Origin of the sequence: Caldisphaera sp. (assembly GCF_023256325.1) — an archaeon.
In the GTDB taxonomy this organism is placed as follows: Archaea; Thermoproteota; Thermoprotei_A; order Sulfolobales; family Acidilobaceae; genus Caldisphaera.
The window spans coordinates 93,933-100,085 of record NZ_JAGDXI010000015.1; the positions used below are offsets into that span (position 1 = coordinate 93,933).

Sequence of the window (6,153 nt, forward strand, 5' to 3'; positions counted from 1 at the left end):
TCTTCTTTCCTACTCTATATTGCAAGAACAGAAAAACTTTACAGTACCTTAAAGGGAAAGGGCTTACTATCATTTATTCCCTATTAAAATAAAAATAATAGAAACTATAAAAATTAAAACCGAAGAAAAAACTGAAACTATGCCAATTCCAAAAGAAAGACTTGAAACCCCTATTACTGAGGTTATTTCTGGAGCAAACCCGCCCAAAATTCTACCAAACATGAAAACAAAATTTGAAGCAGTAGCTCTCAACTCTATTGGATAGTTTTCACTAACCCAGATACCATCATATGAAAACAATCCAGATGATATATAAAGCAATGCTAAGAGAAGAACTGTAAAATAAGAATTCTTAGCAAATATTAACAAAAAACCCGAAATAAGCCCTAAGGCTGAAAAGCTCATAGTAGTTTTACCTCTTCCTATTTTATCAGACAAAAAGCCAGCAAACCAATAAGAAAGAAAGCCAATTATAGAAAGTATACCTATATCTGATGTCATACCAAGCTTTTCAATTAAAGTTGGAGCAATACTTAATAAAGGAACACTTAGCAAAAATGCTCCTACAACTATTAAAGATAACAAGATTGTTTTATATCTATATTTGCTAATAAAAAGGTCACCTATATTTGATACCCTTTTTTGATGAGTTTTCAACGTTTCTTTAATAACTACTGAAGATATTATGCCAAAAATTAAACTTATTATACCAATAGTTAAAAATAGGAATCTCCAATATCTAATAAAACTAAACGTTAAAACATCTAATCCAAATCCTACATAATAAAGACCTTGAACTAATCCCCCAAATGACCCTGTATATGAGCCTAAAGTTTCAACTATTAATGCATAGGCTATGCCATTCTCAGCATTTACGCCAAAACCAACAAAGAACCAGCTTATAAATAATTCAATGATAGAATTAGAAAATGATGAAATAATTAGAAATAAAGAAAACAAAATTATAGATAAAATTGTTGTAAACTTCCTACCAACTTTATCTGCATATCTTCCTAAAATAAATCCTCCAATAGCTCCTCCTATAAAGTCTATGGGAAATGTTAAGCTGATAATGTAAAGAGGTACATTAAAATAACTTGAAATTTGGGTAAGAACCATGGAAATTGAAAATACTACATAAGCTGATAATGTAAAAGGAACTAATACACCTATCATATTGTTAATTTTATATTTATTCAAGCAACCCCCTATTAAACTAAATTAAAAGATAAAATTAAAATTTTCATACTCAAGTTAATTAAAAGATAAACAAATTATAAGCCCATTTTCAATAGTATAAAATGCGATGAAGAGTGTGGTGGACCCGGAAACTTAAAAGTTAATGACGACAAGGAGCCCTCTGAGCACTAGATTTTTTATTAATATTCTAATATTGTCTTGCATACCTCATAACTGTAAAAGCCTTTTCACCACATATAGGGCATTTTTTGCCAGATAATTTCTTAGAAGGCCATGGTGTTCCTAAACTTTTTGCCTCGAGCTCTTCCATGATTTTGTTTGCGCATGTCTCTTTACCGCACCAGGGGATTTCAACAATTCCCTTTTTATTTATATAATCCTTTGCTTCTTTTATATTATCAAACTCATATATTTTTTGTTGTAAATTCTTCCACGCTCTTTCATATAAATTGCTTTTGATGCTTTCTAGAATTAAATTAATTTCTTTTATAACATTGCTTTCTTCAACTACCTTTCTTGCTAAAGTATCTCTTCTAACTATAGTTATGGTACGATTCTTTAATTCTCTAGAGCCAATTTCTATTCTAACAGGAATACCTTTAGCTTCCCAATAATAGTATTTTTCTCCAGGAGTGATTTCTGGCCTATCGTCAATTTTGCATCTAATTTTAGAATCAACAAGTTTATTAAGTATATTTTTGCTATATTCAATTACAGATTGTGCTTCTGATTCATTATTTGATGGTATTGGAACTATCACCACTTGTATAGGGGCAATGTCAGGTGGCAACACTAGACCATTATCATCTCCATGTACACCAATTATTGTTGCAATAACCCTATCGCTTATACCATAACTTGTCTGCCATGGATGATCAAAAGATTCATCCTTTAATTGTATCTTGTAGTTAAATGCTTTTGAAAAACTTTGGCCTAAATGATGTACAGTTCCTATTTGTAATGTTTTACCATCAGGCATTATCGTATCGAAAGCTATAGTATATAATGCCCCTGCAAACTTATCCCAATCTGGCCTTTTGCTAATTATATAAGGTATTCCTAATTCATCAAAGAACTTTTTATATATATCTATTGCTTCTTTTATTTGGTTTTCTGCACTATCAAAACTATCATGAATTGTGTGAGCTTCTTTAAAACTTGTTACTTCTCTTAATCTTATTAATGGTCTTGTTGCTTTTGTTTCATATCTAAACATACTAACTATTTGATACAATTTTTTTGGCAATTGTTTATAACTTTGATACCAAAGTGATTCATAATATGTTATAATCGTTTCGCTTGTTGGTCTAAGGGCTAACTTTTGATCTAGTTCTTCAGTTCCTCCATGGGTTACCCAAAATACTTCATCTTCAAAGCCTTTTATATGCTCTCCTTCTTTTTCTAACATCCATTTTGGAATTAAGAGAGGGAACAAAATCTCTTCATGATCCTTTGAATCTAGTAAATCTCTCATTAAATCCATAGTTCTTCTCCTTATTTGAAATCCATATGGCAACCAAATACCCATACCCTTAACTGGGTATCTTCCGTAATCGTAAACTTCAGCCCTTTCTAGTATCCAATCATACCATTGAGAAAAATCTTTTTCTTTCTTTTCCTTTCTTGGTTCCACCACTTCTAACACCGTTTAATTACTGGATATTATAAGCATAAAACAAAATATAAATATTGCATGTTAAAAAATCATGGCAATACAAACAATATTATTATCGCTATCAATAATCCATATATTGCTATTCCTTCTCCTAATACCACAAATATGAATGCTGTTCCAAATAGCTCCCTGTTTTCTGCAACAGCACTTATTGCTGCAGCACCAGCAACACCTACAGCGTAACCTCCACCAATTCCTGCTAGACCTATTGCTAAACCTGAACCAATGGCTTTACCTAGTTCAGAGTAAGGCGAAACAGCTGCAGTAGAAGAGCCGGTTGCAGCATGAGCTATAGCCATACCAGTTCCAAAAGCAGCCAATAAAGAAATTAACGCTACAGCTATCATAATATATCTATATTTTGGATTCTTTAACGATTCCTTTATAACCAAGCTAAGCCCTTCCATAAACTTCTCCACTTTAACTCACCGTTACTTTAATTTCAAAACCATTATTTAACCTTTATCATTTACCTTTAAATAAGTTTATGTATATTACTACTGCAAATAGTAATTTATCATTTATATTATACTTATAAGAATTATTAAAAGAAATTAATTTTATCATTTTACAAATTTATAAAAGGTTTATTTGCAGTAATACCAGTGGTGAAAAAAGTGCAGATACCATTAGATAAGATTTGTGTCAAAAGTGGAATGCTGTGCCCAAACTGTCAAGCAAAAATAGACAAAGGACTATATGAAAAATGGGAAGTAGATGTAATGAAAGTTTTATTAGAATTAGAAGACAAACTAAAAGGAATGAAAGATGTAAATTATAAGAAATCCATTATATTTGATAAAAAGCTATATGTAATGTTAGAAAATTTGGGTCCACATAAGCATGAGATTGAAAAATACCTAAGAGAAAAGCTTAGCAATTCTGGTTTTAATAAGATTATTTTGATAGAATTCACAAATAATCCAAAAGAGTTAGTATATAAACTATTGCATAACATAGAAATAAAGTCGGCCAATATTTATTATAGTCCAGATGGAAATATATATTATGTAGTTAAAGTCCCATCATATGAAAAATTTAAAGTAGACGAGATAGGAGATTCTGCTAAAAGAATATTTAAAATATTAACAAACAATGACATATATTTTGAATTTGTAGAATCTGCTAGATCAACAAAAATAATTAATGAAGAGGAAAAATTAAACCAACATATTGATTCTGATAAATTAAATAAAATCCTAAAAAATATATAATTTTTTATTATTAATTTTGTAAAATTACTTAAACCAATTATCTAATCTTGCCTGCTTTGTTTTTATTGATTCTTTATAAGACTTTCTTAGCCTTTCTATGGCCTTTTTAACCCTATCTTCATTAAAATCATGTTGCTTAACTAACATATCTAATATTTTTTCTTCATCTGGCTCTTTCCAGTCTATTTTATAATTATCATTTGATGGAGGACTTAAGAAATAATTATATATCTTTATAGGATCAACATCTCCCCAATCAACTTTTATTGAATTTAAAGCCTTTATCGGATCCTTATATTCCTTAACGAACTTTAAAGCAGTTTTTGGCCCATAACCCTTTACTCCATCAGGATTAAAATCTGTTCCTAATAAAATACCTATTAAGATTAATTGCTCTCTACTGATATCTAGTAGTTTAAGCATATCTGATAAATTTATTAGTTCAGGTTTTATCTCAATATATTCTTCTTTATTTGGAAGCTTTCTTTTACCAGTTATTGCGAGATTTCTAACTAGTTTTGGAGAACCAAAAAGTAGGCTATCATAATCCTGGCTTCCTGCAGCATATACATCACCTTTTTTAGCCATGTAAGCTGCCTGCGCCTCTCCATCAGCTGGCGCTTGAATCCATGGTATACCCATATAAGTTAATAGCTGCTTTGCATCATTTACCATTGTGCTTGAAAGAGATGTAGACGCTTGAGCATATTTTTTCGCCTCTTCTATACGGCCTTCTTCTTTTGCCTTTTGATATTTTTCCGCATATTGCTGCCTTCTAGAAATTCTCTCTTCAATTTCCCTTTTCTTCATTTCCGGAGGTTTTCCATCAAAAACATATATAGGTTTAACGCCTTCTTCAATTAAGTTTATTGTTCTATAAAATAGACCGCTTATATGACTAGTTATGTTACCTTGTGAATCTATTAATGGTGTCCCATCAGGTTGTCTGATTGCAGCAAGAAATTGATATAACATATTATACCCATCCAGGGCTATAGAATAACCTTTTAAAGATTTTATTTCGATATCTTGTTTTGCGTTTTCTGGAATCAAATCTTTTAAGTTTACTCCCAAAAGTTTCACCACTTATTAAAATAAAAATTAAAACGTTTTAATTTTTCGTTAACTTTCATTATCTACTTGATGAGGGATTTCAAATTGTTCCATTGATTTCTTTAATTTAATAAGCCTGTCTTCCTTTGTACTAGAACTTACTACTATTAAACCCATTATCTCTAATTTTATTAAAATCTTTATTAGGTCAGCAGGAGACATTTCATATCCTTGACGAGATAAGCTTGATATGATTTCTCTTTCAGAAACAGGAATTTCTCCATCTTTAGTTAACCTTTTTATCTCATCATATACTATGTTTAAATATGGAGATTCTGCCCATATACTCAAATTTATCACCTCAATAGGTTATAGATGTCGCTGTAGATCTACCTGGATTTATTTGCCTAGCTGTTTCCATCCATTTCATATAATATTCTATCATGTATTGGGTTACACTTGGCTTCACCTTTGATAATGCAACATCAAAATGCCTCTTTTTCACTATTCCGTTTTGTAAGTCTTCTCTCAAAGCACCCATAGCAGCCTCTCTTACTAATGCCGCTAGATCTGCACCTGTATACCCATTAGTCCTCTTTGCTATGTCAACTAAATCAACATCATCTCCTAAAGGTACTGTTCTTGTATGTATTTGCAATATTTCAAGCCTGCCTCTCTCATCTGGGGGTGGAACATAAACTAGTTTTTCTAACCTCCCGGGTCTTATTAAGGCTGGGTCAACCATTTCTGGTCTGTTTGTTGCTGCTATAACAACAACGTTTTGAAGGTCGGTAATTCCATCTATTTCAGTAAGAAGCTGGCTAACTATCCTTTCTCCTACCCTTGTCCCCTCATCGGTGCCTCTTAAAGCTGCTATAGCATCAATTTCATCAAAGAAAACTACTGCGGGTGCATATTGTCTGGCTTTTTTAAAAATTTCCCTTATTGCTTTTTCGCTTTCACCTACCCATTTACTTAATACTTCTGGCCCTCTAACCGTTATGAAGTTAG

Annotated in this window: 7 protein-coding genes; 1 reads left to right on the forward strand and 6 read right to left on the reverse strand. The window is 31.4% G+C overall.

Annotated features, from left to right (window positions below):
• Nucleotides 1–69 precede the first annotated feature (69 nt).
• The 3 genes from Q0C16_RS02365 to Q0C16_RS02375 all read right to left on the reverse strand — a co-directional run bounded on the left by Q0C16_RS02365 (nt 70) and on the right by Q0C16_RS02375 (nt 3,294).
• Nucleotides 70–1,200, reverse strand: a complete 1,131-nt coding sequence (locus Q0C16_RS02365) for an MFS transporter (protein WP_292319436.1) — start codon at nt 1,198–1,200, stop codon at nt 70–72.
• Nucleotides 1,201–1,387: 187 nt separating this feature from the next.
• On the reverse strand, nt 1,388–2,833 hold the full coding sequence (gene proS / locus Q0C16_RS02370; RefSeq protein ID WP_367117884.1) for a proline--tRNA ligase: 1,446 nt from the start codon (nt 2,831–2,833) through the stop codon (nt 1,388–1,390).
• 71 nt (nt 2,834–2,904) lie between these two features.
• Nucleotides 2,905–3,294 (reverse strand): hypothetical protein, encoded by a 390-nt coding sequence (locus tag Q0C16_RS02375; protein WP_292319438.1) that lies wholly within the window; start codon nt 3,292–3,294, stop codon nt 2,905–2,907.
• Nucleotides 3,295–3,492: 198 nt separating this feature from the next.
• Between Q0C16_RS02375 and Q0C16_RS02380 the strand changes: the two genes are divergently transcribed.
• Entirely contained in the window at nt 3,493–4,089 is a 597-nt protein-coding gene (locus Q0C16_RS02380) for a hypothetical protein (protein WP_292319439.1), read from the forward strand.
• A gap of 24 nt (nt 4,090–4,113) precedes the next feature.
• Here Q0C16_RS02380 and fen read toward each other — a convergent pair whose 3' ends face one another.
• From fen to Q0C16_RS02395, 3 genes are all read right to left on the reverse strand, one after another.
• Nucleotides 4,114–5,163 carry a flap endonuclease-1 gene (gene fen / locus Q0C16_RS02385; RefSeq protein WP_367117881.1) on the reverse strand — a complete coding sequence of 350 codons (1,050 nt, stop codon included), beginning with the start codon at nt 5,161–5,163 and terminating at the stop codon, nt 4,114–4,116.
• A gap of 48 nt (nt 5,164–5,211) precedes the next feature.
• Complete coding sequence (locus tag Q0C16_RS02390) at nt 5,212–5,493, reverse strand: hypothetical protein (protein ID WP_292319440.1); 282 nt, start codon at nt 5,491–5,493, stop codon at nt 5,212–5,214.
• A 10-nt stretch (nt 5,494–5,503) separates the two neighbouring features.
• Nucleotides 5,504–6,153, reverse strand: a 650-nt coding sequence (locus Q0C16_RS02395; protein WP_292319441.1) for an AAA family ATPase, incomplete at its 5' end; no start/stop codon positions are given.